The sequence below is a fragment of the Mesorhizobium sp. M0077 genome, assembly GCF_040322955.1.
GTDB lineage: Bacteria > Pseudomonadota > Alphaproteobacteria > Rhizobiales > Rhizobiaceae > Mesorhizobium.
In genome coordinates this window covers 1-25876 of record NZ_JAMYUL010000002.1, presented here as the reverse complement: position 1 = coordinate 25876, position 25876 = coordinate 1, and the positions used below count along the sequence as shown (strand labels likewise).

Here is a 25876-nt window from a genome sequence, read left to right as displayed (position 1 = left end):
TAGTCGTTGGCCGGCAACGCGGTGAAACGAAGACAAAGTGCCCTGCGTCGTCGGCTATGATCGCCGCTTCCCTTTCGGACGGGGCTGCGCAGCATCCGCGCCGGGTTCGCTCTGGGCATAGACCTGCAGCGTGTAGCCGATGTGAGCGGTCATCAGAGTTTTCGCACGTTCGACGTCGCGATCGAGGGCCGCTTCCATCAGGGCGGTATGGTGTTCGATCGCCACGGCGTCGCGCAGGGCCGCCACGGCCTTCCGGTGTCCATCCGTGCGGCCGGCGGCGGCGCGCAGCGTCGGGGCCAGACCCAGAAAGCGGTGATGGCGATGCAATTGGTCGGAAATCGTTGCATTGAAGCGCAGCAGCCAGCTGGATGTCGCGGCACTGAGCAGCGCCGCATGGAAGGCATCGTGTTTTTCGTACCACCCGTCGACCGCATCATCCGATGGATCGTCGAGAACAGACCCGCACCGTGAGAGACGATAGTGGGCGGCAACGACCGCGTCTTCCCACTCACGGTCGCCCTTCTCGATCGATTCCACCAGCAGGGGCAGTTCGACCACCAGCCGCGCACGCGCCAAATCCTCGAGCTCCGCCCGAGAGACGGGAGCGACCGCAAACCCGCGGTTGCTGATGGCGGTCACAAGCCGTTCCGCCTCCAGCCGCGACAGCGCCTCGCGCAACGGCGTCCAGCCGATGCCGTAGGTGTTGCGCAGCGTGCTCAGCTTCAACGGCGCGGCAGGCGCCAGCCGGGTCGCAAGAATATCGCGCCTGAGCAGGCGATAGGCCACTTCCGTCTTCGAGGTCTGCTCGTCATCCAGCATCGTGATCCATCAGACATAAACGCTCGGCGGATCATTATATATCAAAGCCTTTCAATGGGTGAATTATATATAATGTTTGACAGCTCAAGGGCGACCACTCAAGATCGCCGGCATGTTTGGGCGGCAGGCTCCGCCGCGCGCGTTTGTCCATGGAGGGGCGCCGGATCATGAGCACGACACCCGATCTCGCTACAATCGAAGCAATGGATGCCGCCGATCCGCTGCGCTCCATGCGTGAACGCTTTGTCTTGCCGCAAGGCGTGATTTATCTCGACGGCAATTCGCTGGGTGCCGCGTCACCAGCCGTCTTCAGCGAATTGCAACAGGCCGCCACGCAGGAATGGGCGCACGACCTCATTCGCGCCTGGAACACGGCTGGCTGGTTCAACATGCCGGTGGAACTGGGAGATCAGCTCGGACGACTGATCGGCGCGGCTGACGGGCAGACGGTGGTCTGCGACACAACCTCGATCAACATCTACAAGCTGCTGCACGCCGCGCTCGGCATGCGGCCGAATCGGTCGGTCATCGTTGCCGAGGGCGACAGTTTCCCGACCGACCTCTACATGGCCGAAGGCGTCGCCTCGACCCGGCCGGGAACGCGGCTGCGGCTGGAGGGCGTCGACGCGGCCGCAATCGAGGATCTGATCGACGACAGCGTTGCCGTCATCCTGGTCAACCACGTCAACTACAAATCCGGCCAGTTGCGCGACATGGCGGCGCTGACGCGCAAGGCACATGACGCCGGCGCGCTGATCATCTGGGATCTCTGCCACACCGCCGGTGCCTTGCCGGTCGAACTCGACCGTGCCAATGCCGATTTCGCTGTCGGCTGCACCTACAAATACCTCAATGGCGGCCCGGGCTCGCCGGCCTTCATCTACGCGGCCGAGCGCCACCATGGTGACATCAGGCAGCCGCTCAGCGGCTGGTGGGGCCATGCGCGGCCGTTTGCCTTCGAGCAGGGCTTTGCCGTTGGGAGCGGGATCCGCCGCTTCCTGTGCGGAACGCAGCCGGTGCTGTCGATGCGGGCGCTCAAAGGCGCGCTCGATATCTGGAACGACGTCGACATGGCGGCGGTGCGCAGAAAAAGCATCGCGCTGACCGACCTGTTTATCCAGCTCGTCGAAGCCAGATGCGGCGCCTACGGGCTTGAACTGGAAAGTCCTCGCGACGGCAGCCAGCGCGGCAGCCAGGTGTCGTTCCTCCACCCGCATGGCTACCAGGTGATGCGGGCGCTGATCGAGCGCGGCGTGATCGGCGATTTTCGGGCGCCGTCGACCATCCGTTTCGGCTTCACGCCGCTCTATGTCGGTTATGGCGATGTCTGGCAGGCGGTCGAAGCGCTGGAGGATATTTTGCGCACCGGCGCCTGGCAGGACGCCCGCTTCGCGGTGAAGACCGCGGTTACCTGAGAAACTAGAGCAATTTCAGGAAAAGTGTGAAGCGGTTTTCCGTCCGAAATTGCGTCAATCAAAGAGCTAGAGCATTTCGCCGTTTCCGTTAAACGGTGAAATGCTCTAGAGCCGGGTGCGGACCGTCCAGAGCTCCGGAAACAGCACGACCTCCAGCATCTTCTTCAGATAGGAGGCGCCTGAGGTGCCGCCCGTGCCGCGCTTCAAGCCGATGATGCGCTCGACCGTGGTGACGTGGTTGAAGCGCCAGCGGCGGAAATAATCCTCGAAGTCGACCAGCTTCTCGGCCAGTTCGTAGAGCATCCAGTAGCGCTGCGGGTCGCGGTAGACGGTTTGCCAGGCAGCCAGCACTTCTTCGTTCTCGACGCGCGTCTCGCGCCAGTCCGTGCGACTGGCGTCGGCGCCGATGTCGAAGCCATTGCGCGCCAAAAGCAGAAGCGCCTCGTCATAGAGCGACGGCGTGGCCAGGATGGCTTCCAGCCTGTCCGTAAGGTCGGGCCGGTGCTTGTGCGGCCCGAGCATGGCAAGGTTGCGGTTGCCGGCCATGAACTCGATAGCGCGGTACTGCCACGACTGGAAGCCCGAGGATTGGCCGAGCGCGTCGCGAAACTCGGTGTATTCGCTTGGCGTCATCGTGCGCAGCACGTCCCAGGCATTGTTGAGCTGCTCGAAGATGCGCGCGACGCGAGACAGCATCTTGAAGCTCGGTTCGAGGCGGTCGGCGCGGATAGAGCGGATCGCGGCGCCGATCTCGTGCAAAGCGAGCTTCATCCACAATTCCGATGTCTGATGCTGGATGATGAACAGCATCTCGTCATGGGCCGAAGACAGCGGCGCCTGCGCATCGAGCACCTTGTCCAGCTGCAGATAGTCGCTGTAGGACATCCGCTCCTTGAACGACATCTGCGCGCCATCGGACGCCGGATCGTGCGGCTTAATCAATTGCTCTTCTCCGCGCGCAACCGGAATCGCTGGATCTTGCCGGTCTGGGTTTTGGGCAAGGCGTCGATGAACTTCACCGAACGCGGATATTTGTAGGGCGCGATCGTTGCCTTGACGTGGTCCTGCAGGCGTTTGACGGTCAATGCGTCCGGCGAAACACCTTGCACAAGCACGATATGCGCCTCGACGATCTGGCCGCGTTCACCGTCGTCGGCGCCGGTCACCGCGCATTCGGCGACGTCGGGATGCGAGAGCAGCGCCGCTTCGACCTCGGGGCCGGCGATGTTGTAGCCGGCGCTGACGATCATGTCGTCGGAACGCGCGGCGAAGTGGAAGAAGCCATCCTCGTCCTGCGTGAACGTATCGCCGGTGAGATTCCAGCCGTCGCGGACATAGTCCTTTTGCCTGGCATCGGCCATGTAGCGGCAGCCGGTCGGGCCGCGCACCGCCAGCCGGCCAGTAGAGCCGCGCGGCAACTCCCGCATCTCGTCATCGACGATGCGTGCCTGATAGCCGCCGACGGGTTTGCCGGTGGAGGCCGGCTTCATGTCGTCGAAGCGGTTGGAGATGAAGATATGCAGCATCTCGGTGGCGCCGATCCCATCGAGGATCGGCTTGCCGGTCTTCTCAGTCCATTCCTCGAAGACAGGCGCCGGCAGCGTCTCGCCCGCCGAAACCGCGACGCGCAGCGAGGACAGGTCAGCGCCTTGATCCATGGCCTTGAGCATGGCCCGATAGGCGGTTGGAGCGGTGAAGGAAATGGTCGCTTTGTAGGTCTCGATGATGTGGATCATGTTGGGTGGCGTCGCCTGTTCCAGCAGCGTCGCCGCGGCGCCGAAACGCAGGGGGAAGATGGCGAGCCCGCCAAGACCGAAGGTAAAGGCAAGGGGCGGGGAGCCGACGAAGATGTCGTCGGGCGTCACCTCCAGGATTTCGCGGGCATAGGCGTCGGCGACGATCAGCAGGTCGCGGTGGAAATGCATCGTCGCCTTCGGCACGCCGGTGGTGCCGGAGGTGAAGCCGAGCAGCGCGACATCGTCGCGGCCGGTGTTGACGGCAGTGAAGGTGACCGGCTTGTCGAGGGCGGCTCGGTCGAGTTCCGCGTCATGGTTGGCCGTGCCGTCGAAGCCAATGACCTGCTTGAGATACGCATTGCCCTTGGCGCAGGCGGTCATCTCGTCCATCAGCCTCGTATCGCAAAGTGCGACCGTGATTTCCGCCTTGTCGACGATCTTGGCGAGTTCGCCGGCACGCAACATCGGCATGGTGTTGACGACCACCGCGCCCACCTTGGTGGCGGCCAGCCAGCAGGCGACCATGGCCGGATTGTTGGCCGAGCGGATCAGCACCCGGTTGCCCGGCTTGACACCGTAATTCTCGACCAACGCATGGGCGAGCCTGTTGGTCCAGTCGGACAGTTCCTTGTAGGTGCGGCGGCGGCCATTGCCGATCAGCGCGGTGTGGTCGCCGAGGCCTCTTTCGACCAGCCTGTCGGTCAATTCGACGCCGGCATTTATGTGGTCGGGATAGTCGAAGCCGTCGAGCAAAAACTCCGGCCATTGCTCCGGCGGCGGCAGGTTGTCACGCGTGAATGTGTCGATATGCGCTGATGGCCCAAGCATTTTCGGCTGCCCCTGTCTGCCTCGCGCCCATGGCTGAACAAGGCGCAGGATCGCACCAGTCGAAATTTGTTTCAAGCCTAAAATGTTTTTAGGTCGCAGCATTGACGCCGCCCTGTTCGGCGGCCATTCCTGTCGACTGAACTGAAGCCATCCGGGAGGGATGCAGATGCTCCAACATCGTGTTGCCGATTGGGACAATGCCTACGCCAACGGCGACAACATTGCCGGCAGCAATCGCTGGCCGGCCGCGTGGGACACACCGGCACAGGGTTTTCGCGACACAATGTCGGCGTCCGGTCGGGCCAAGCTCGACATCGCCTATGGCGACAGCCCGCGCAACCGGCTCGATCTGTTCCTTCCCGATGTCATGCCCAAAGGGCTCGTCGTCTTCATCCATGGCGGTTACTGGAAGGCGTTCGACAACAAGCCATGGTCGCATCTGGCCAACGGCGCGGTTGCCAATGGCTTTGCCGTGGCAATGCCGACTTACACGCTTTGTCCCGACATACGCATTTCCGGCATCGTCAGGGAAATCGCGGCGGCGATCGGCAAGGCGGCGACGATGGTCGGCGGGCCGGTGATCCTGACCGGGCATTCCGCCGGCGGCCATCTCGCCTCCAGGATGGTGACGACAGCGACGCCTCTGGCCGCCGATGTGGCCGGCCGCATAAGCAATGTCGTCTCGATCTCCGGGGTTCATGATCTGCGGCCGATCATGCGGACGGGGATGAACGCGACACTGGCCATCGATGAAGCGGAAGCACTGGCCGAAAGCCCGGTTCTGCTGCGCCCCATGCAGGGCGCGCGCATCACCTGCTGGGCCGGCGGCGGCGAGCGGGCGGAGTTCCTGCGCCAGAATGCGCTGCTTGCCAACATCTGGATCGGCCTCGGCGCCACGACCAGCACAGTGGTCGAGCCGGACCGGCATCATTTCAGCATTGTCGACGGGCTGGCCGATCCGACACATCCGCTGACGCGGACATTGCTGGCGGAGTGATAACCGGTTTATCTGTTAGAATTAAAGCCTTGAATGCGCGACCTTCAGCGCAACATCAGAACGCTGCAAGCAGCGCCTGCTTCTGCCGCCGGAGCGAAGGGCTCGCGCACGATCAGGCCGTTGGCGTCGGCCAGCATTCTCAGCATCGAGGAATCCTGGATGCCGAATGGCGTCGCCACCAATGCGCCGGCTTCTTCCCGGACCACGGCGCGCACATAGTCTTGCCTTAGATCATTGGCCGGCATCGCGGCGCCAAGCTGAGCCTGGCGGATGTCCTGCCGGTGGGGACGGCCGCCGAGCTGCGCCAACAGCGGCTTCAGGAACAATTGCGAGCAGACCAGGCTCGCCACCGGATTGCCGGGCAGGCCGATGCACCTGATATCGCCCAGCCGCCCGAACATCAGCGGCTTGCCCGGGCGCATGGCGAGCTTCCAGAAGTCGAGCTTCATGCCTTCGCCGGTCAGCACGTCATGAATGAGATCATGGTCGCCGACCGAGGCGCCGCCGAGCGTGACGATGACGTCGGCTTTCGCATCGACCGCCTTTTTCACCAGCGCCGCGATCGCTTCCTTGCGATCGGCCGCTATACCGAGATCGAGCGCGCGAGCGCCGACCGACTGCGCCACAGCAGCGACGCCATAGGCGTTGGACGAGATGATCTGGTCGGGGCCAGGTTCGCTGCCCGGTGGCAGCAATTCGTCGCCGGTGGCGATGATGGCGACCAGCGGCCGTTGCACCACGTTCAACCGGGGATGATTGGCCGACGCCGCCAGCGACAATGCAGCCGGATCGAGCACGCGGCCTTTCTCCAGCAGCACGTCGCCTTGCGCAAAATCCAGTCCAAGGCGGCGGATATTGCGGTTCTTCGCCGTCGGCTCGGTGACCTCGATCCGGCTACCGCCGAGATCGCGGACATTTTCCTGGATGACGATGGTGTCTGCGCCTTCCGGCAGCGGCGCGCCGGTGAAGATGCGCACGGCTTCCGCCTTACCTACAGTGCCGTTAAAGCCCCGCCCTGCGGGCGCCATGCCGATCACCGAAAGCCTCGCCGGAGCGGACGCCACATCCTGCGCCCGTGCGGCATAGCCGTCCATGGCAGATGCATTGAAAGGCGGCTGGGTACGCAGCGCCACGACCGGCTCCGCCATCACCCGGCCGGCCGCATCCGCCAGCGCGACGCTTTCACCGGGCAACGCCACAGCGCCGTCGAGTAGGCGTTGAAGCGCCTCGGCGACCGGAACCAGCGCCATTTACGAACCCGCCTTGTAGCCGCCTGACTTGCCGCCGGTCTTTTCCACCAGCTTTATACCGGAAATCACCATGGCGCGGTCGACCGCCTTGGCCATGTCGTAAATGGTCAGGCACGCGACAGATGCCGCGGTCAGCGCCTCCATCTCGACCCCGGTCTTGCCTGTGACGCGGGCGAGCGCGGTGACCCTGAGGCCGGGCAGCGTGGTGTCCGGTTCGATGTCGACCGACACCTTGGTCAAAAGCAGCGGATGGCAGAGCGGAATCAGCTCATGCGTCTTCTTGGCCGCCATGATGCCGGCAATGCGCGCGGTACCCAGCACATCGCCCTTCTTGGCGTCGCCGTCGAGGATCATCTTCAGGGTTTCGGCCCGCATCGAGACAAAGCCCTCGGCGACCGCCGTGCGCGTCGTCTCCGCCTTCTCGCCGACATCGACCATGTTGGCCTCGCCCTTGGCGCCGAGATGGGTGAGGGCGGCTGCCATCCTCAGATGGCCTCTGCCTTCGCCTTGCCTGTCAAAAGCAGCCGCGTCGCCGCAGCGACATCCTCTTGCCGCATCAGGCTCTCGCCGACGAGGAAGGTGCTGATGCCGGTCTTTTGCATCCTGAAGCAATCGTCGTGGGTGAAAATGCCGCTCTCGCTGACCAGCAATCGGCCGCCCGGCACCATCGACGCCAGCCGTTCCGAGGTCTCGAGGCTGGTCTCGAATGTTCTCAGATTGCGGTTGTTGATGCCGATCAGCTGCGACGAGAGTTTTACCGCGCGCTGCGTCTCGGCCTCGTCATGCACCTCGATCAGCGCGTCCATGCCGAGTTCGAACGCGGTCGCTTCCAATTCGCTCGCCAAGGCATCATCGACGCTGGCCATGATGATCAGGATGGCATCGGCGCCCCATGCGCGAGCCTCGTAGACCTGGTAAGGGTCGAACAGGAAATCCTTGCGCAGCGCGGGCAGGGACACTGCGTTGCGTGCATTGGTGAGAAATTCCGGCGCGCCCTGGAAGGATGGCGCATCGGTCAGCACCGAAAGACAGGCGGCACCGCCTTTCTCATAGGCCTGCGCCAGTGCGGGCGGGTCGAAATCGGCACGGATCAAGCCTTTGGATGGGCTTGCCTTTTTGATCTCGGCGATAAGGCCGAAGCTGCCCGATCTGCGCTTCGCCTCAAGCGCCCTCCGAAAGCCACGCGGTGCGTCGGCATCCTTGGCTCGCGCCTTGATCTCGGCCAACGGTATCCGCGCCTTCGCCGCCGCGATCTCGTCGCGCTTGTAGGCCTCGATCTTGCGCAGAATGTCAGCCACGGCTCATCCGTTCGAAATCTCGACCAGCCTGTCGAGCACGCCCAGCGCCCGGCCGCTGTCGATGGCCTGTGTGGCCGCGGCCATGCCGTCGGCAAGCGTCGTCGCCTTGCCGGCCACCACCATGCCGGCGCCGGCGTTCATCAGCACCGTATCGCGATAGGCCCCGGCAGCACCTCTCAGCATGTCGCGCAACGCCGTGGCATTGTAGGCGGCGTCGCCGCCGCGCAACTCGTCCTTGGTGTGGCGCTGCAGGCCGACGGCTTCCGGGGTGAGCGTGAAATGGCGGATCTCGCCGCCGGCCAGTTCCGCCACCTGCGTTTCGCCGGTGGTGGTGATTTCGTCATAGCCATCCCCATGGACCACCCAGGCATGCTCGGTGCCCAACGCCTTCAATGTCTCGGCCACCGGCACGATCCATTCCGGCAGGAACACGCCGACCATCTGCCTGCTGACGCCAGCCGGATTGGACAGCGGTCCGAGCAGGTTGAAGATGGTACGCGTGCCGAGCTCGACGCGGGTCGGGCCGACATGCTTCATCGCAGGGTGGTGCGCCGGCGCGAACATGAAGCCGACGCCGGCCTCCTGGATGCAGCGGCCGATCACCTCTGGCAGGATATCGATCTTGACGCCGAGCGCGACCAGCACATCGGCAGCGCCCGTCAGCGACGACAGGCCGCGATTGCCGTGCTTGGCGACCGGCACGCCGCAGCCGGCAATGACGAAGGCCGAAGCGGTCGAGATGTTGACTGAATGCGAATTGTCGCCGCCCGTGCCGACAATGTCGATGGCGCCCTCAGGAGCTTCGACGCGCAGCATCTTGGCACGCATGGTGGCGACGGCGCCGGAAATCTCGCTCACGGTCTCCCCGCGCACGCGCAACGCCATCAGGAAGCCGCCGATCTGGCCCGGCGTCGCGTCGCCAGACATGATGATGTCGAAAGCTTCGCGCGCTTCCTCGAAGGTAAGCCCGGTTCCCGTGGCGACCTTGGCGATATGGGTCTTCAGGGCGCTCATTGGGCCAAGACGTTCATTGGGCTAAGGCCATTCATTGGGCGAGGGCTTGGGAAACGGCGGCCTGGTCGACGCTGACGGCGTACTGCGTCTGCAACTGCGCCACCAGCTGGTCGAGCAGATCGTCGGACATGCCTTGCGTGAAGGATTTTTGCGCATCGTCGGGTACCGAGCTGGCGTCGGCTCCGGCCGGCTCGAACACTTCGGCGACCTTGAACAGGATCTGGCCGTCGCCGGTGGGCGAGGGGATCAGCCCGGTGCCGCCTTCGCCGACCCCGAACATCGCAGCAGCACCCTCCTTGCCGAAATCGACATCGTCGGCCTCGCGCTTCACGCCGCGCTTGGTCTGCTTTTCAAGCTTCAGTTCGCCGGCGATGACGTCGAGTGTGGTGCCAGCCTTGAGGCGCTTGTCGAGTTCGTCTGCTTTCGCGGTCAGCCGCTTGGTCGTTTCCTCTGTCGTCCAGTCCGCCACCACGCGCTGGCGGACTTCGTCCAGCGTGCGGTCGCGAGCCGGCGTGATCGATGTCAGTTCATAGAACACGAAGCCGTTGTTAGGCGTGGTCAGGGCTTGATTCTCGGTGTTGGGCTCGGCCTCGAACACCGCCTTGATCAGGTCCGGCGATGCCGGCAGGTCCTTGATGATGGTGCCGTCCGGCTTGAGGCCGGTGCGGTCTATGGCCTCGACGGTGACGTCCTTGAGCTTCAGTTTGGCGGCGGCTTCGGCCAGCGTGCTGCCGGCGGCGCGGGTGTCTTCGTAATTGTCGTGCACGTCGAGCAGGATGCGGCTTGCTTCGCCGAGCGCCAGATCCTTTCGGATCTGGTCTGACACTTCCGCCAGCGGCTTCACCGTTTCCGGTTTGATCTCGGTGACGCGCAAAAGCACCGGACCGAACGCGCCCTGGACGACCGGGCTGACTTCGTTGACGGCAAGCGCGAATGCGGCATCGGCGACCGCCTTGTCGGTAATCTTATCCTTGGAGAGCGTGCCGAGCAGCGTGTCGGCCGGGGTCTTGCCCTGCGCGGTGACGATCTTGTCGAAAGTGGCGCCCGTCTTCAGCGAATCGGATGCCGCCTTGGCGGCGTCCGCGGAAGGGAACACCAGCTGTTCGATGGTGCGCATTTCCGGCGTGGTGTAGCGGCCCTTGTTCTTGTTGTAGTCGTCGCTGACCTGCTGGTCGGTCACGGCGCTGACATCCATGATGTCTTCGGGCTCGAGCCGGACATAGGAGAATTTGCGGTATTCTGGCGCCGCGTAGGTTTTCTTGTTGGCCTCGAAATAAGCCTGAAGCACGCTGTCGGATGGCGCCTCGATCGGCTCCACCAACGCCTTTGGCAAGATCAGATAGTCGATGGTGCGGTCTTCGCCGCGATAGAGCGCAACTGCCTTGAAGAAGGTATCCGGAGCCTTGAGCCCGTCCGAAACCGCTTCGACGATCTGCTGGCGCACCGCCACCTGAGCCCGGTTCTTCAGATAATCCTCCGGCCGCATTCCCAGTTCGCGCAGGCGGGATTCGAACAGCCGGCGGTCGAACTGGCCATTCGGGCCCTGGAAGGCGGGTTCCTGCCGCGTCAGTTCGGCCAGCCTGTCCTTGGAGAAGCCAAGCCCGAGCTTGCGCGCCTGTTCGTCAAGGACGGCGCCGGACACCAACTGAGCCAGCACCTGGTTGTCGATGCCATAGGCCTTGGCCTGGTCGCGGCTGATGTGCTGGCCGATCTGCTGCTGCAGCATGGCGATCTGGCGATCATAGGCGAGGCGGTACTCGGTGATCGACACTGTGGTGCTGCCGGCGGTGATCACCGCATGATGGCCAGCCAGGAAGCCGCCCGTCATCCGCGTGGTGACGCCCCAGGCAAGGAAACTCAACACCAGCAGCGACAGCAGGGCTTTCGCGACCCAGGTCCCTGCCGCGCTTCTTAATATACCAAGCATTGTTACTTCCGATTTTTGCGCAGTTTTGCGTGCGCCCGAGTCTGAAACAAGCGCAATAGCGCCCTTCCGGCTCACTGTCGATTGCTTTGTGGCCTGATTTTGATAGGGAGGGCGAGACCCCAATGTCGCCCGGAGAACCAGATCCCCATGACGCCAGGAATTCGACCGCTCGTTGCCGGTAACTGGAAAATGAACGGCACCAGCGCTTCGCTGAACGAGCTCAGGATGATCGGCAACGGCTTCATGAGCGGGCTCGATGCCGAGACCGAAGCATTGGTCTGCGTGCCGGCGACCTTGCTGTCGCGCGCCGTCGAAATTCTGTCGCGCACGCCGGTGCGGGCCGGTGGCGAGGACTGCCACATCAAGGAAAGCGGCGCCTTCACCGGCTGTGTCTCAGCCGAGATGCTGAAGGATGCGGGCGCCAGCCACGTCATTGTCGGCCATTCCGAGTGCCGCGAACAGCGTAGCGAGGACGATGCCATCGTCCTCGCCAAGGCCTCGGCGGCGTGGCGGGCAGGGCTCGTCGCCATCATCTGCATCGGCGAGACCAAGGCGGAGCGTGAAGCGGGCACAGCACTCGACGTGTTGTCGCGGCAGGTCGCCGGCTCGGTGCCACCGAGCGCAACGCCCGCCAACACCGTTATCGCCTACGAGCCGGTATGGGCTATCGGCACCGGCCTGACGCCGACCGCCGAAGACGTGGCGGAGGCGCACGCGCATATCCGCCAAAAACTGGCGGAAGCGCTCGGCGCAGCCGTGGCCGGCAAGATGCGCATCCTCTATGGCGGCTCGGTCAAGGCGTCCAACGCGGTCGAACTGCTGGGCGTCAAAAACGTCGATGGCGCGCTGGTTGGCGGCGCCAGCTTGAAGGCGTCCGACTTTCTCGCCATCGCCGAGGCATACCAGAATATCGCGTAGGCCCCGGAATATCGTTGCCGACCAGTTCCGTCATCGACTTATGAACGCAGCAGTTCGGCGGAAATCGTTGCAAAGGGCGCATTGCTTCCCATATTCCGGCCACGGGCTTGGAAATGCCGTTAAAGCATTGTATGGAGCCGCCTCCAAATCACCGGCCCTGATCGCCAGGGAGCGGCAGGGCTTGCCAGGATAAAATATGGAAACCGTACTGATCGTCATCCACCTCATGGTCGTGCTCGCCCTTGTCGGCGTGGTACTGCTGCAACGCTCCGAAGGCGGTGGTCTCGGCATTGGCGGCGGTTCCGGTTTCATGACCGCGCGTGGCGCCGCCAATGCGCTGACGCGGGCGACGGCGATCCTGGCCGCGGCCTTCTTCGTGACGTCGCTGACACTCTCGATCGTTGCCCGCTATGGCGAAAAACCGATCGACATTCTCGACCGCGTGCCGGCCGACAGCGGCAACGGCGTGCTCAATCAGTTGCCCGGCACGACGGCGCCGACGCCGCCTTCGGGCAACACCGCACCGGCCGCGCCCGCGGCCAACGGCGCCGCCACGACGCCGCCCGCCACCACAGCCCCGGCGACGGCTCCATCTCCGGCGACGCCACCTGCAACCGATTCGGCTGCGCCGCCGGCTACCAATGGCGTTACCTTGCCGGTCACGCCGCAGGTTCCGAACCAGTAGTCGGTAGGGTCGGATGCCGCGATCTGTTGTTGTTTCAACACAGTCGCGGCAAATGGCACACGATCACGAAGATTCGACCGCACCCCGTGCTTGAGGCCCGTACGCCACTTCGATTATAGATTGCCGGCGGCACTTTCTGCGCCCTTGGGGGGCGCCGGGCGACGCCGTGGGCAACAAGCATTGAACGATCGGATCTTCGCCATGCAGCTTCGCAGCTTCATTTTCATTTGTGCCGTATTCGGCATGAGCTCCGCGGCCTTCGCCGGCACTCCGGCAATGACCTCACCGCAGGCGGTTGGCAAAACCGCTGTCATCAACGTCGCCGCCAAGAGCGATGCGGCGCAGCTGAAGCTTCTCAAGAAGAAGAAAAACCCGAGCCCGGACGATCTGGCTCAGATCAGCAAGCTCGAAGACAAGATCGCCGCCGACAGGGATCTCGCCCGCGTCAAGGCGCTCGAGGCCCGCAAGGTGGCAATGCGCGATGCGGCGAAAGCCAGGGCCGATGCCCAGCGCCAGGCGTTCCTGGCCAGCAAGGGCAAGCCGGTGGTGATCGCTGACGCCAAGCCAGGCAAGAAGACCACCAAGATCATCGCTCCGGTTGACCCGATCGCGCCGATCGAGCCGATCGAATCGGCTGAACCGCTTCCGGCCGAAGCGATGAATATCGCGCTGACCGGCAACAATGGCGAATTGCGCAGCGAGGCCCCAGGCCAGAAGCCGACGAGCGGCGGACTGTTCGCCGGCCTGTTCGGCGGCACGTCCTCTGCCTCGTCGATTGCCTATCTCCCCGAAACGCGCGCGCTCGACCAAGCTCTCGCCAAGCGGCAAGCCAAGAAACAGTTCAAGGTGAAGCCGGAATTCGTGCCGCAGGACGTCGAATTCAGCGGCTATGAGCCGGGTACGATCGTCATCGATACCAGCGCGCGCCGCCTCTACCTCGTCGAATCGGCTTTCACCGCCCGCCGCTATGCGATCGCGGTCGGCCGCGAAGGCCTGCAGTTCAAGGGCAAGGTTGCCGTTGGCGACAAGCAGGAATGGCCGCGCTGGATCCCGACGCTCGACATGCAGAAGCGAGAACCCAAGCATTATGGCCAGTACAAGGACGGCATGCCCGGCGGCGGCCAGAACCCGCTCGGCGCCCGCGCCATCTATCTCTACGACGGCAAGAAGGACACGCATCTGCGCATCCACGGCACCATCGCGCCGCAGTCGATCGGAACCAGCGCCTCCAATGGCTGCTTCCGCATGATCAACGAGCACGTCATGGACCTCTACAGCCGCGTCAGGGTCGGCACCAAAGTCGTCATCATCTGACGCTTTCACAAACCTGCCGAAAGGGCCGGCTTTTGCCGGCCCTTTTGTTTTGACCAAAACACCAGTCTCGAACCTCGGGACTATCGCCCCTTCTATGGAAAAAGCCTCAGCGGCGGTTTTTTCTCTGGCGGAATCAATTCGGCCGCGTTAAGCGATGACTCCCATGGCGCGATATGTATTCATCACAGGCGGCGTGGTTTCCTCACTTGGAAAAGGCATCGCTGCAGCGGCCCTTGGGGCTCTCTTGCAGGCGCGAGGCTATCGCGCACGCATCAAAAAGCTCGATCCCTATCTCAATGTCGATCCCGGAACGATGTCGCCTTACCAGCATGGCGAGGTTTTCGTCACCGATGACGGCGCCGAGACGGATCTCGATCTTGGCCATTACGAGCGCTTCACCGGCCGCTCGGCCAACCAGCAAGACAACATCACCACCGGCCGCATCTACAAGAACATCATCGAGCGCGAACGGCGCGGCGACTATCTCGGTGCCACCGTGCAGGTCATTCCGCATGTCACCGATGAGATCAAGAATTTCGTGCTCGACGGCAATGACGACTATGATTTCGTGCTGTGCGAGATCGGCGGCACGGTTGGCGATATCGAGGCGATGCCGTTTCTCGAGGCGATCCGCCAGCTCGGCAACGATCTGCCGCGCAACAACGCCGTCTATGTCCACCTGACCTTGATGCCTTACATCCCCACGGCCGGCGAGTTGAAGACCAAGCCGACCCAGCATTCGGTCAAGGAACTGCGCGGCATCGGCATCGCGCCCGATATCCTGCTGGTCCGCGCCGACCGCGCCATCCCCAAGGAAGAGCGCAGAAAACTGTCGCTGTTCTGCAATGTGCGCGAGAGCGCCGTCATCCAGGCGCTCGACGTGCCCCACATCTATGACGTGCCGATGGCTTACCACAGGGAAGGGCTCGATTCGGAAGTGCTGGCCGCCTTCGGTATCGATCCGGCTCCGAAGCCGCGTATGGAGCCCTGGCAGGCCGTGTCCAACCGCATCCACAATCCGGAGGGCGAGGTGACGATTGCCATCGTCGGCAAATACACCGGCCTCAAGGATGCCTACAAATCGCTGATCGAGGCTTTGTCGCATGGCGGCATGGCCAACCGCGTCAAGGTCAAGCTCGACTGGATCGAGAGCGAGATTTTCGAGAAGGAAGACCCGACGCCGTGGCTGGAAAAGGTGCATGGCATCCTGGTGCCCGGCGGCTTCGGCGAGCGCGGCTCGGAAGGCAAGATCCTGGCGGCGAAATTCGCCCGCGAGCGCAAGGTGCCGTATTTCGGCATCTGCTTCGGCATGCAGATGGCCTGCATCGAGGCAGCGCGCTCGCTGGCCGGCGTCGAACACGCCTCGTCGACCGAATTCGGTCCGACCGACGAGCCGGTCGTCGGCCTGATGACCGAATGGCTGAAAGGCAACATGCTGGAGAAGCGCCGCGAAACGGGCGATCTCGGCGGCACCATGCGGCTTGGCGCCTATCAGGCTGAACTCGCCGAGGGTTCGAAGATCGCCGACATCTATGGCGACACCCAGATTTCCGAGCGCCATCGCCACCGCTACGAGGTCAATATCGACTACAAGGAGCGGCTCGAAGATTGCGGCCTGGTGTTTGCCGGCATGTCGCCCGACGGCGTGCTGCCGGAAACGGTCGAATACCCCGACCATCCCTGGTTCATCGGCGTCCAGTACCATCCGGAGCTGAAGAGCCGGCCGCTTGAGCCGCATCCCCTGTTCGCCAGCTTCATCTCGGCCGCGGTGGACCAGTCGCGACTGGTCTAGGGCCACGGTGAGGTTTCGCAGTTGATGCAGACCTATGTTGCGCTGCTCTACAGCATTATCCTCGGCGAAGGCCGCCGGGTCGTCATGGCCGACCTCAAGGCGATGGCTGAACAGCTTGGGCTGAAGAACCCGCGCACCCTGGTGGCGACCGGCAATCTGGTCTTCGAGACACGGGCGACTGGCATCGCCAAGCTGGAACAGCGGTTGGAAACGGCCTTCGAAAAAACCTTCGGCCGCAATGTCGTCATCATCGTGCGCACTGCCGAGGATTGGCTGAAACTTGCCGCCGGCAACCCATTCCCGGCCGACTCTGCCGAGGCAGGCGATCAGGTGGCCGTGCGGGTGATGCGCGAGCCAGTGCCAGCGGATGGTGTGGCCGCGCTCCAGGCCTATGCCGCCGAGGACGAGAAGGTGGCTTCGGTCGACGGTGACATCTGGGTCGTCTTTTCGCGCCAGCGACCAAGCTCGCGGCTGCTCGCTGCCATGAACCACAAGCGCATGGGCATCGGCACCGCACGCAACTGGAACACGGTGCGGAGGTTGGCTGAGATGGTAGGGAGTAGGGAGTAGGGAGTAGGGGTTATACTATTCCCTACTGACTACTGACTACTGACTACTCCCTATCTCTCATTTCACGCCTTCGCCGTCCTTGCCCCTGCGCCAAGGGCGGCGGTGCGAAGGACGTAGTAGATGACCCCTGCAATGCCGACGCCGAAAAACCAGCCATAAACGCCCCACCATGCCGGCAGCAGGTTGGTGAAGTTCGGCAGGACCGAGGAGAAGATGGCGCCGATGCCGGCGGCTATGAAGGCGTTGACGTGCCAGCCGCCCTGGAAGCGGAACTCGCCATCTTCGCGGTACAGTGCCTCGACGTCGACCTCGCCCTTCCGGATCAGATAGTAGTCGACCATCATCACCCCGAAGATCGGCCCCATCGTCGCGCCGATGACGTTGACGAAAGACGCGGCACTGCCTTCCCACGGCGCGAAGGGATAAAGCACCAGCGCGATCACAGCTGCGATATAGCCGCCCTTCTTGAAGTCGATCTGCCGCGGAAAGACGTTGGAGAAGTCGAAGGCCGGCGAGACGAAGTTTGCCACCACATTGATGCCGAGCGTCGCCACGGCAAAAGTCAGGGCTGCAAGCGCTGCCAGGAACCAGCTGTCGAATTTCGCCGAGATCTGGTCGGGATGCAGAAGCACTTCGCCATACACGTCGAAGGCAGCGATGGTGGTCACGCCGGCGACCAGCGAGAACAGGATGAGATTGATCGGCAGGCCCCAGATGTTGCCCTTGCGCAGCGATGCCTTGTCTGGGGCATAGCGGGCGAAATCGCAGAAATTGAGATAGAGCGCCGAGAAATAGGTGACCCAGATCGCCGCCACCGCAAACAGCGACGTCCAGGAGCCAGGGGTTCCGGGTACGCCGGCATCCTTTGTCTTGTCGAGCAGCACATCCATCGGGATGTCGCTGGTGAAGGCAAATCTCCCGGATTTTACACAGAGATAGATCGCCAGGATCAACATCATCACCCACACCGCCGGGCCGGCCCAATCCTGGAAGCGGCGCACCGTTTCCATGCCGTTCTGGATGATCAGCAATTGCAGTGCCCAGATGACCACAAAACAGATCACTTCCAGACCCGTATGGCCGAGGAAATGCGTGTTGGCGTTGAAATCGGCGAACCATTGCGAGCGGATCAGCAACGCCACGATCGCGCCCGATGCCGCCGCCGTCTGCGCGCCGTACCAGAAGCAGGCTACGATGGCGCGCACCAGGGCCGGAATGTTGGCGCCCCAGATGCCGAAGGAGGCGCGCGCCAGCACGGGGTAGGGCACGCCGGTCTTCACGCCGGCATAGCCGACCATGTTCATCAGCGCGTAGATGATCAGCGAACCGATGCCGATGGCGATGATGAAATTGACGAAGCCGCCGCAAAACAGGAACAGGCTTGCGGCGAGATAATAGCCCCAGAGGCTGTGGACGTCCGACGTCCAGACGTTGAAGATAGAGAACGGCCCCCAGTTTCGGACTTTGGCCGGAGCCAGATCCTCATTGTATAGATCAGGTGATGCGCCTTGTATGGTCACTGCGATGTCCTCCCCTTGATGCCGCACGCGCCCTCACGCGTCGACTGCGCAGGTTATGCCTGACGCAGGGGAACCGGCAAGCAATCCATTTGCCGGCTTTGGCCTTAAAGATATTCAATGAGAACAGCGCTTATCGATCGGCTTTTGGCGAAGGTCGGCGCAAACGCGGCGATCTTGATTCGATCCGCAGGGGCAGCGATCAGGACGCTTTGCGGTTGAGGGCCGGTGATGCGTCGAAATTGGCGGCAAGCCAAGCTATCGCGCAGGTGACATCATCGAGCCTGTATTGGGCCACGGTCGGCCCACGCGGCTTGACCCGGATCGAGATGCCGCCGGCCTCGTTGATCGCCTCGAAACCGTTTTCGTCGGCGGTGTCGTCGCCGAGAAAGACCGGCCGCCGTCCGGCAAAGGGCGGGATTGCCATGAAACGCCGCACGGCAGCGCCCTTGGCCGCTTCGAGCGGCATGAGTTCGACGCCGGCGTTGCCCGGGATAACCCGATAGCCCTTGGGAAGCTCGGTCAATGCCTGTTCGGCGAGATGCGTTGCCCTGGCCAGCAGATGCGGCGCCGCACGCGTATGGATGGCGAGGATCGGACCCTTGCGCTCGATATGAACAAGGCCATCATCCAGTTCGGCTTCGATGGCGTCGGCAAGGGCAGCGATATCGGCGGGAGCATCGGCGGTAACGACCGGGCCGTCCGGCGTCAGCCGGTGTTCCAGCCCATAGAGACCGGCAACACGCAGCTTCAACGGATGAAACAGGCGGTCGGCGCCTTCGACCGAGCGGCCGGTGATAAAGGCGACGGCGCCGTCCAGCCGTTTGTCGACGGCGCCTAGGAGGTTGCGCAGTTCGTCGCTCACGGACACGGCGTCGGGGTGCGCGGCGTGCGCCAGCAACGTGCCGTCGATGTCGAGGAAAAGCGCCCATTGTCCTTCCGGCAGGTCGGGTGCGGTTGGCAGGCCCGGTGCTTTCGACAGGCTATTCATGACGCCACCTTCCGCATGCGGTCGAACAGCGAGACGATGTTGCTGCCGGTGTTTGCGGGCCGCTCGGCGACACTTGTCGCTCTTTCGAGGTCGCCGCGTTTGCGCAGGCGCGCCGCATCGAGCAGCATGCTGCCGGCCCAGCGAAAGACATTGTTGTCGCGCACTATTTCGCGCATCGGGCGCATGCGCTCGCGTTGTTCGTCCGGTGACATGGTCAGCGCCTGGAACAGCACCTGGCTCATCATCGCCGCGTCGTAAGGATTTACGATGAGCGCTTCCAGCAGTTCGCGCGACGCGCCGGCAAACGTGCTGAGCAACAGCACGCCCTGTTCGTCGTCACGCGCGGCGACGAATTCCTTGGCTACGAGGTTCATGCCGTCATGCAGGCTGGTGACCATGCAGATGTCGGCGGCGCGATAGATCTCATAGACCTGTTGCTGCGAATGGTGCTCAGCCACCATGACCACGGGCCTGTAGCCGTCATGACCGTAGCGCTGGTTGAGCTCGTTGGCATAACGCAGGCATTCATCGTGCAATTGCTGGTAGGCCGGCAACGTGCCGCGGCTTGGGGCAGCAATCTGCAGGAACACTACCTTGCCGATCCACTCGGGGTGGCGCGTAAACAATTCGTCCAGCGCATGGAAGCGGTCGAGGATGCCCTTGGTGTAGTCCAGGCGCTCGACGCCGACGCACAGCTTGACGTCCGCCGACAGGCCGAACCGCTCACGCAGGCGGGCGCGGCTTTCCTCGACCGGTGGCAGTTTGGCCAGGAGTTCGGCCGGCCATTCGATGGAGATGGGATAGGCGTGCACCAGTGTCGTCCGCCCGCCATACGAGATCGCGGCGTCGGCGCGCTCGATCCGGCTTTCCAGGAACCTGTCTACGCTTTCAGTGAAATTATTGGCATGAAACTGGGTGTGAAACCCGATGATCGAGCTCCCGAGCAGTCCATCAAGAACGCGTTCGCGCCATGGGCAGATGCTGAACACTTCGGAGTTCGGCCACGGGATGTGCCAGAAGGTGATGATGATCGCCTCCGGCAGGCGCTCGCGGATCATGCGCGGCAGGAGCGCGAAATGGTAATCCTGAACCAGCACGATCGGCCGCTCATTGCGAGCCTCGGCAACCACCGTATCGGCGAATTTGCGGTTGACGGCCTCATAGGCCTCCCAGTCAGAGGCACGAAAGACCGGCCGGGTGAAGGCGATGTGGCAGAGCGGCCAAAGCCCTTCATTGGCAAAGCCGAGATAATAGCCCTGATATTCGTCGTCGCTCAGCCACACGCGGCGCAGCGTGTAGGACGGATTGTCCGGCGGCACCTGAACCCGATCGTTGCTGTCGACCGTCAGACGATCCGCTGATCCGCCACCAAAGGCGATCCAGGTGCCGCTGCAGGCGCGGGTGATAGGCTCAAGCGCCGACACCAGGCCGCTGGCCGGCACCAGAAGCTCGACGCCGTCGTCCTTGATGTTGTGGATATAGGGTTCTCGGTTCGAGACGACGATGACCTGCGCGTCCGGCAGGTCGTCGGCAAGTATCTTGCGCAAGGTGTCGGGCGACCAGTTCACCAGCGCCGCGTCGGGAGATTGTCCGTTCTTCTCGAACTCCCGCAAGACCTTGCGCGTCGCTTCCGATGCGACGTCCTCGCCGGCAGTCGGTGCAACCGTCAAGCTATGGCTACGACGTTGCCTGGAGATCGATAACAGAACGGCTAGAATCGAAAGGCCAAGGCTTGCAAGGATCAAGACCCAGAGCAGGGCCATGCCATAATCAGTCATTCCAATTCCAACTCAATTTTGGCCGTCAAGGCCATTTTCTTCATGGTTCGATTTGAGTGTTCGCAGCCGACGATCGCCCGTGAGAACCTGTGTTTTTGCAACGCACAAACCCTGGGATCGGTTCCCGTTGAAAGCCGTTCCGATCATGTCCGCACGATCAGCGGAACCAGCCCTTCATGGCGGTCGGCGAGAAAGGCGACGACGCGGTCGCCGACGCGCTGGAAGGTAAGATCGACCCTCTTTTCGCCGACACCCAGATGCCTGAGCGTCAGCGTATCGATGCCGATCGGCAAACGGGGTCGAGTGACGTGGATTTCGCCGTTCCAGCCGTCGATTTCCAGACCGAGGCACGCTTGCATCAGCATGAAGGCCGAGCCTGCCGACCAGGCTTGCGGCAGGCAGGCGACGGGGTAGGCGATCGGCGCTTCACCCGGCGAGCGGGTAAAGCCGCAGAACAGTTCCGGCAGCCGCATGTTGAAGTGCACGGCGGATTCGAACGTGCCGCTCATCAGCCGCACCACGCTGTCACGCTCGCCGAACCGCGCCAGGCCGGCGCCGCACATCGCCGTGTCATGCGGCCAGATGGAACCATTGTGGTACGACATCGGGTTGAACAGCACAGCATCGTCGGAAAGCGTTCGCACCCCCCAGCCGGAGTGGAAGGAGGCCGAAAGCAACTGGTCGGCGACCATCTTCGCCCGCGCCGGTTCGGGCAGGCCGACATAGAGCAGGTGTCCGGCATTCGACGTGCGCACCTTGCACGGCTCTCCGGCGCCGTCGATCGCCAGCGCATAGAAGCCGAGATCGTCCAGCCAGAAATCACGCTCGACGGCGATCCGCATCTCTTCGGCGCGATTTTCCCAGTGCTCGGCCTGTGCGAACTCGCCCCGGCGGCGGGCGAGAGCGGCAAGGCCCCTGAAGGCGGCGAAGACATAACCCTGCACTTCGACCAGCGCGATCGGCCCCTTGGGAATGCGCCCGTCGGCGTGGAAGACCGAGTCGAAGCTGTCCTTCCAGCCCTGGTTCGCAAGGCCGGATTCGGCAGCGCGCTGATAGGTGACGAAGCCGGTTGCGCGGCTCGCCTCTTCCGTCCACTTGGCGGCGGCGCAGAGAGACGGCCACAGGCTGGCGATGAAGTCCATGTCGCCGGTGCGCTCGGCATAGGCGCAAGCGAGGTGGATGTAGAGCGGCGTGGTATCAACGCCGCCATAGTAGCGGCCGAAGGGTAGCTCCTGCAGCGCCACCATCTCGCCCTTGCGCGTCTCGTGCATGATCTTGCCGGGCTGCGAGTCGCTGAAAGGCGATGTCTCGGTCGCCTGGTGCTGGGCGAGGAAGGCAAGCACGCCGCGCGCCAGGCCGGGGTTGAGCCATAGCATCTGCAGCGCCGAGATGACGCCGTCACGGCCGAAGGCCGTCGAAAACCAGGGGATGCCGGCATAGGGGTAGGGGCCGGTCGACAACTCGGTGGTCAGCAAGGCGACATCCGCGCGGGCGCGTTCGACCCAATCGTTGAAGACGCGACCCGAACTGTGCACCGTCGCGCCATGGCGGCGCTTGGCCCGCATGCCGAAACGGGCGCGCGCCGCGGCCGCCCGGAAGCGGTCGCGGTCGGGCGTTTCGGTCAGTTCCGCGCCGACCTCGACGTAAAGCATCTTGCTGCTGCGCTTGGTCACTGCGATGAGGAAATCCGCGCGCTCGGCGCTCAACTGGTCTGGCGGCTGCGAGAACGAGATCGCAGACACCCGCGCCAGCCCGTCCAGTCCGTCATAGCGCAGCAGCACCGAGGCAGGCGCGATCTCCGCTGCATGCGCCATTCCGCGCTTCGGCCGGGTCGAACCGCGCACCTCGAACATGTCGCGGAAATCGGCGGCAAAATGCAGCGAGACGCGGATTGCCGAATGCTCCTGGCTGTAGTTGGAAAGGGTGATGCGCTCGAACAGCCGGTCCTGCCACAACAGCCTGACGCGCTCGATATGGATGGCGCCCTGCGGGATGTCGCGGCCACCGACGCTTTGCATCGGCAAATTGGTCATATTGCTGGTGAACAGCACATTGTCCTGGCTGAGCGAGGCGCCGAGCAGCGATGTCTGCCGGCCGCCGACGGTGAGCCTGAACTCCGACAGCACCCGGGTGTCGTCACGGAAGAAACCGTCGCCCGCACCCCTGATATCGCCGTAGGCATCGGCCACGGCAAAACAGTCGCCTTGCTTCAGGGCAAACAGCCGGTGCGGCTCGCGCGGCGCGGTTTCGTCCAGGGAGGCAAGGGCCACGGCAGGGTCGAGCTTGCGCTCGTCAAGTTCGGTCATCAGTCACAAATCTCTGTTTCGGGCTCGGAACGTCCGCCGTCGTTCACGACGCTTTCGATTCAGCCGGGGCGCCGATGAGACGCGCATAGGCAGTGAGATAGTCGCGCGCCATCCTGTTGGCGGAGAACCGACTTTCGAAGACGGCGCGCACGTTTCGCCGGTCGAGTTGCAGCAAGGCCGGCACCGCGGCGACCGCGGCGTCGAGAGAATCGACGACAAATCCGGTAACGCCATGGTCGATGACTTCCGGCAACGCACCGCAGTTCCAGCCGATGGTTGGCGTACCGCACGCCATCGCCTCGATCGCGGCAAGGCCGAACGGCTCGGGCCAGTCTATCGGAAACAGCAGACCAGCGGCATTGCCGAGGAATTCAGTCTTCTCACTCTCGGCGATCTCGCCGACATAGTCGATGCGGTCGCCATCGATCAACGGCTCGATCGTCTCATGGAAATAGGCGCGATCATCGTCGCCGATCTTGGCCGCCAGCTTGAGTTTCATGCCCGAGCGCAAGGCGATGTCGATGGCCCGGTCCGGCCGCTTGTCGCGCGAAAGCCGGCCGAGAAAGGCGAGGTATGGTTCGCCTGCCGCCGTCTCGAAGGTCGGCGGATAGAGACCCGTCGGCAGCCCGTGATGGATGGTGGCCAGCCAATTGGCATTCGCAAGCCCGGTCTTCTGGCTATGCGAGATCGAGATCAGCGGAAAGCGCGGAAAACGCTCATAGGCTGGCGCCAGATCGACATAATCGAGCCGGCCATGAGGCGTTGTCACCGTCTTGTCCGGCATGGTCTCGAAGAACGAGAAATGCAGGAAATGGCTGAGATGAAAATGAATGATATCAAAGTCGTGGGCTCGGTTCCTCACATCGGCAAGCATCGCAAGATGCGCCGCCGTGTCCGATTTCAGTGGACGCGGATCGAGGCGTAGCGCGCGTTCGCGACCTGGTATCAGTCTGGCCGACGTCCGGCTGTCGCCGCTGGCGAACAGCGTCACCTCATGGCCGAGTTCGACCAGCCCTTCGGTCAGATAGGAAACGATGCGCTCGGTGCCGCCATAGAGAAGGGGTGGCACCGATTCGTGCAAAGGGGCGACATGGGCTATGCGCATGGTTTGAACGTGTCCCTCAAGGCAATCACGAGAGCGAAATGCATCAGCCGGCCTAACGTTCCGGACAAAAGCGGGCGTCGGCAACCCAAGCCCACCAGCGCAGATTTTTTTGCAATAAGCGGAACAAACGCGCCATCCGCGAATTTAGTAGGGTTGGTTCGCGCTGCGGCCGACCAGGGAGAGAACAAAATGGACCGCTTGCATTTCTTTACGCCCGTGCGCATTGCGCGCGGGCAGGGACACCCCGTCGAGGAAGTCGATAGCGTTGCCGAAGCGATGGTCTTTTTGCAGAAATGGCCATTGGGACGGCGTGGGCCTGTGTATCAGTGCGCCGTGAATTGCTGCTCCGCGGCCCTGTCGGGCAGAATGTCGGCCGAAGCAGCCAGGAAGGCGTTTACGGGCTTTGCCCGCATCACCCGGCTGCTCGATGATGACATGGCCCTGCCGATGGGCGGCGAAAGCATGGCGGAAGTCCACGCGCTGAGGCGCTAGGCGCCGGTCCAGCCATTTGGCTATTGAACACCCGGGCTTTGGCGGCGCGGGCATCATCTTTTTCGCACCGGAGTATTCCGGCGCGGCCCTTCACCTCATGGGCCACACTGTGCTTTCATGCAGCGTTTCGCATGACCGGTGGGTGACGACCATCCACGGGCGGTCCGAACGTGGAGGGGTAGACAATGCCGAGACTGATCCTGGGAACACTCGGCGCTATCGTGATCGCCCTCATCTGGGCGGTCCTTGCCAGTTTGATGGGCGCGCCATCGATCGTGATCACGGTCGGCGCGGTCGCCATTGGGGCCGGCGTCTACACCTACGTCGACCGACGCTCGACTTGACGCGTCCCCGGTCTGCCGCGCGCTCGACCAATTGCACGCCGGTGTTTGACGCGCGCGGCAGTCGCGGCGGGCACATTCTTCAAGGATGAGCTTGCTGGCCGCATAGAGAGCCAAGGCGCAGACAGGGCGCCACACGTCGGACCGGGCTCCGCGAGAACTTGGGAGAGATCGTCAGAGATATTTCAATCCGGCCAATGTAGATCGAAACGGCGAATCCGTGGATTTCCGGTGGAACATCGTCGCCTCGAAACACTTCGGGCGTTGCACTGCCCCATCAGTGCACGTTCCCTTGTTCTGTTGGAACTGGCCGGCTGCCGAAAGGTGGCCGGCTTTTTTGTATATAAGCGGAACCTGAAATTACGGGGCTTGTTCTGGATGCGGCAGCGAGCCCCTCGCTGCTGGTCGAGGGCCGTAACCCTTGGCCGGGCCCGCATCGCTCCGCCAGTGGTGCGGGCCCACGGCCTCCGGTTTTTCCGGGCGTCTGGACTCGCTGATCCTCACCCTGGTCCGGCTATGCATGTCACTCAAAAAAAGGCTCGGTTGTGAGACAATGACATGCACACGCGGCGCGCTTTAGCACAATCATTCACAAAGCCGTGGGTTCAACTGTTGCTACCCTTCTTGGCTGGATTGTGCGAATGATGACTGTCCTTTTCACCGCCACCCCTGAAACTCGGGGTTGTGTGCGTCAAGTTCTGCAAAATGGGGCAGCCATGATGCTGGTCATGCGGCTTGGCGCAGAGCGAGCTTCTTGTGCTCGCGCAGGTCGTCCATGTTGAT

The 25876-nt window shown here is 63.1% G+C and carries 22 protein-coding genes; 9 read left to right on the top strand and 13 right to left on the bottom strand.

What is annotated here, in order from left to right:
- Positions 1 to 54 precede the first annotated feature (54 nt).
- Entirely contained in the window at positions 55 to 819 is a 765-nt protein-coding gene (locus tag NKJ57_RS04275) for a GntR family transcriptional regulator (RefSeq protein WP_352513705.1), read from the bottom strand.
- Between the two features lie 167 nt (positions 820 to 986).
- Here NKJ57_RS04275 and kynU point away from each other — a divergent pair, with 167 nt between their 5' ends.
- Entirely contained in the window at positions 987 to 2234 is a 1248-nt protein-coding gene (gene kynU, locus NKJ57_RS04270; protein ID WP_352513704.1) for a kynureninase, read from the top strand.
- 105 nt (positions 2235 to 2339) lie between these two features.
- Here the strand turns inward: kynU and kynA are convergent, their stop codons facing one another.
- Complete coding sequence (gene kynA, locus NKJ57_RS04265) at positions 2340 to 3176, bottom strand: tryptophan 2,3-dioxygenase (protein ID WP_027049448.1); 837 nt, start codon at positions 3174 to 3176, stop codon at positions 2340 to 2342.
- Positions 3173 to 4798, bottom strand: coding sequence for an AMP-binding protein (locus NKJ57_RS04260; RefSeq protein WP_352513703.1), 1626 nt, complete (start codon positions 4796 to 4798; stop codon positions 3173 to 3175). Before NKJ57_RS04260 ends, kynA begins: the two co-directional genes overlap by 4 nt.
- A gap of 160 nt (positions 4799 to 4958) precedes the next feature.
- Between NKJ57_RS04260 and NKJ57_RS04255 the strand changes: the two genes are divergently transcribed.
- Positions 4959 to 5795 (top strand): hormone-sensitive lipase, encoded by an 837-nt coding sequence (locus NKJ57_RS04255; RefSeq protein WP_502902079.1) that lies wholly within the window; start codon positions 4959 to 4961, stop codon positions 5793 to 5795.
- Between the two features lie 44 nt (positions 5796 to 5839).
- Here the strand turns inward: NKJ57_RS04255 and NKJ57_RS04250 are convergent, their stop codons facing one another.
- Genes NKJ57_RS04250 through NKJ57_RS04230 form a run of 5 tightly spaced genes read right to left on the bottom strand, consistent with a single transcriptional unit; the run spans position 5840 to position 11284 of the window.
- Positions 5840 to 7045, bottom strand: a complete 1206-nt coding sequence (locus tag NKJ57_RS04250) for a molybdopterin molybdotransferase MoeA (protein ID WP_352513701.1) — start codon at positions 7043 to 7045, stop codon at positions 5840 to 5842.
- On the bottom strand, positions 7046 to 7528 hold the full coding sequence (gene moaC, locus NKJ57_RS04245; protein ID WP_023738722.1) for a cyclic pyranopterin monophosphate synthase MoaC: 483 nt from the start codon (positions 7526 to 7528) through the stop codon (positions 7046 to 7048). It lies immediately after the preceding gene.
- Between the two features lie 2 nt (positions 7529 to 7530).
- A complete protein-coding gene (gene trpC, locus NKJ57_RS04240; protein ID WP_352513700.1) occupies positions 7531 to 8343 on the bottom strand; it encodes an indole-3-glycerol phosphate synthase TrpC in 813 nt (270 codons plus the stop codon).
- Positions 8344 to 8346: 3 nt separating this feature from the next.
- Entirely contained in the window at positions 8347 to 9357 is a 1011-nt protein-coding gene (gene trpD / locus NKJ57_RS04235; protein WP_023684712.1) for an anthranilate phosphoribosyltransferase, read from the bottom strand.
- 31 nt (positions 9358 to 9388) lie between these two features.
- Positions 9389 to 11284, bottom strand: coding sequence for a peptidylprolyl isomerase (locus tag NKJ57_RS04230; RefSeq protein ID WP_352513699.1), 1896 nt, complete (start codon positions 11282 to 11284; stop codon positions 9389 to 9391).
- 147 nt (positions 11285 to 11431) lie between these two features.
- Here NKJ57_RS04230 and tpiA point away from each other — a divergent pair, with 147 nt between their 5' ends.
- From tpiA to NKJ57_RS04205, 5 genes are all read left to right on the top strand, one after another.
- Positions 11432 to 12202 (top strand): triose-phosphate isomerase, encoded by a 771-nt coding sequence (gene tpiA, locus NKJ57_RS04225; RefSeq protein ID WP_023671052.1) that lies wholly within the window; start codon positions 11432 to 11434, stop codon positions 12200 to 12202.
- Positions 12203 to 12398: 196 nt separating this feature from the next.
- Entirely contained in the window at positions 12399 to 12887 is a 489-nt protein-coding gene (gene secG / locus NKJ57_RS04220; protein ID WP_023724397.1) for a preprotein translocase subunit SecG, read from the top strand.
- A gap of 201 nt (positions 12888 to 13088) precedes the next feature.
- Positions 13089 to 14201, top strand: coding sequence for a L,D-transpeptidase (locus tag NKJ57_RS04215; protein ID WP_352513698.1), 1113 nt, complete (start codon positions 13089 to 13091; stop codon positions 14199 to 14201).
- Between the two features lie 154 nt (positions 14202 to 14355).
- Positions 14356 to 15993, top strand: coding sequence for a CTP synthase (gene pyrG, locus NKJ57_RS04210; protein WP_084014310.1), 1638 nt, complete (start codon positions 14356 to 14358; stop codon positions 15991 to 15993).
- A gap of 24 nt (positions 15994 to 16017) precedes the next feature.
- A complete protein-coding gene (locus tag NKJ57_RS04205; RefSeq protein ID WP_352513697.1) occupies positions 16018 to 16563 on the top strand; it encodes a DUF1697 domain-containing protein in 546 nt (181 codons plus the stop codon).
- A gap of 62 nt (positions 16564 to 16625) precedes the next feature.
- Here the strand turns inward: NKJ57_RS04205 and NKJ57_RS04200 are convergent, their stop codons facing one another.
- The 5 genes from NKJ57_RS04200 to NKJ57_RS04180 form a co-directional block, all read right to left on the bottom strand.
- The gene (locus NKJ57_RS04200) at positions 16626 to 18083 is read right to left on the bottom strand and encodes an NCS1 family nucleobase:cation symporter-1 (protein WP_023688556.1); all 1458 of its coding nucleotides are present in this window, start codon (positions 18081 to 18083) and stop codon (positions 16626 to 16628) included.
- A gap of 199 nt (positions 18084 to 18282) precedes the next feature.
- On the bottom strand, positions 18283 to 19071 hold the full coding sequence (otsB, locus tag NKJ57_RS04195; RefSeq protein WP_032998676.1) for a trehalose-phosphatase: 789 nt from the start codon (positions 19069 to 19071) through the stop codon (positions 18283 to 18285).
- Entirely contained in the window at positions 19068 to 20849 is a 1782-nt protein-coding gene (locus NKJ57_RS04190; RefSeq protein ID WP_352513696.1) for an alpha,alpha-trehalose-phosphate synthase (UDP-forming), read from the bottom strand. The genes otsB and NKJ57_RS04190 overlap by 4 nt, the downstream gene beginning before the upstream one ends.
- A gap of 143 nt (positions 20850 to 20992) precedes the next feature.
- Positions 20993 to 23155, bottom strand: a complete 2163-nt coding sequence (locus NKJ57_RS04185) for an amylo-alpha-1,6-glucosidase (protein ID WP_023672688.1) — start codon at positions 23153 to 23155, stop codon at positions 20993 to 20995.
- A gap of 43 nt (positions 23156 to 23198) precedes the next feature.
- Entirely contained in the window at positions 23199 to 24260 is a 1062-nt protein-coding gene (locus NKJ57_RS04180; RefSeq protein WP_352513695.1) for a glycosyltransferase family 4 protein, read from the bottom strand.
- Here NKJ57_RS04180 and NKJ57_RS30865 point away from each other — a divergent pair.
- Together NKJ57_RS30865 and NKJ57_RS04170 are read left to right on the top strand one after the other, a co-directional pair.
- Positions 24246 to 24752, top strand: coding sequence for a DUF982 domain-containing protein (locus tag NKJ57_RS30865; protein WP_373432840.1), 507 nt, complete (start codon positions 24246 to 24248; stop codon positions 24750 to 24752). The two genes, NKJ57_RS04180 and NKJ57_RS30865, sit on opposite strands and share 15 nt — an antisense overlap.
- A 185-nt stretch (positions 24753 to 24937) precedes the next feature.
- Complete coding sequence (locus NKJ57_RS04170; RefSeq protein WP_352513694.1) at positions 24938 to 25096, top strand: hypothetical protein; 159 nt, start codon at positions 24938 to 24940, stop codon at positions 25094 to 25096.
- Positions 25097 to 25876: the final 780 nt, after the last annotated feature.